Genomic DNA, 1,107 nt, shown 5'->3' with positions numbered 1-1,107 from the left:
CCTAGGGCCTGTGTGATGTCGTGATCAACTTTGCCGATGTGGGTCTGTCGGGAGAGCGGATCCGATAGGACTGTTGGTCGTGACGCGCAGGCAACTCAGTGATGAGCAGTGGACGTTGATCGAGCCGTACTTACCGGTGGGTGAGTACGGGCCGTATCCCCAGCGGTTGCGGGATCAGTTCGAGGGTGTGATCTGGCGGTTTCGAACGAGCGCCCAGTGGCGTGAGATACCGGTCGAGTTCGGGCCCTGGCCGACGGTCTACGGGCGGTTCCGGGTCTGGCGGGACGCGGGGGTGTTCACCGCCCTGTTGGAAGGGCTGATCGCTGAGGCCGCTCGCCGGGGCAGGACGGACTTGTCCTTGGTCAGCGTGGACTCCACGACAGCGCGCGCCCATCAGGACGCCGCGGGGATGCTCGTGGGCAAGGAGGTGTTGGACGCCCTGGAGGAGGCTGTACTCGAGCAGGAACGAACCCGCCAAAAGGGGGCGCCGAAGTCGAACAAATCGTACCCGTCACCGGCAGTGAGTCCGAACGAGAAGAACGCCGACGCGTGCGCCGACGACGAAAGCTCCGCTTGAAGCAAGCCCTGCTGGGAAGGTCCCGCGGAGGGCTGACCACCAAGATTCACCTCACCGCCGATCGTAGGTGCCGGCCGTTGTCCTTCGTGTTGACCGCCGGGCACGCAGCCGACAGCCCCCAGTTCATCCCCGTGCTGGCGAAGATCCGTGTTCGCCTACCTGTCGGTAGACCCCGCAGTCGACCGGCCGCGGTCGCCGCGGACAAGGCCTACTCATCTCGTGCCAACCGCGCTTACCTGCGCAAACGTGGTATCAAGGCGGTCATTCCGGAGAAGAAGGATCAGGCCGCCCACCGCAAGCGACGGGGCCGCCTGGGCGGTCGCCCCGTCAGCCACGACGCAAAGCTCTACAAGGAACGCAACACCGTCGAGCGTTTGATCAACCGCATGAAGGACTGGCGTGGCATCGCCACACGCTTCGACAAGACACCCGAGAGCTACCTCGCCGGACTCGAACTCCGCGCCTCGATGATCTGGATCGACGACCTCCTACGAGCAACCCACTGATCACGACATCACACAGGCCCTAGT

Annotated in this window: 1 pseudogene; it reads left to right on the top strand. The window is 64.3% G+C overall.

From position 1 onward, the window contains the following. Positions 1-79 precede the first annotated feature (79 nt). A pseudogene (locus G3I60_RS43620) lies at positions 80-1,083 on the top strand (IS5 family transposase). The last annotated feature ends 24 nt before the right edge of the window (positions 1,084-1,107 follow it).

Origin of the sequence: Streptomyces sp. SID13666, from assembly GCF_010548325.1 — a bacterium.
Taxonomy (GTDB): domain Bacteria; phylum Actinomycetota; class Actinomycetes; order Streptomycetales; family Streptomycetaceae; genus Actinacidiphila; species Actinacidiphila fildesensis.
This window is presented reverse-complemented; position numbering and strand designations above follow the sequence as displayed.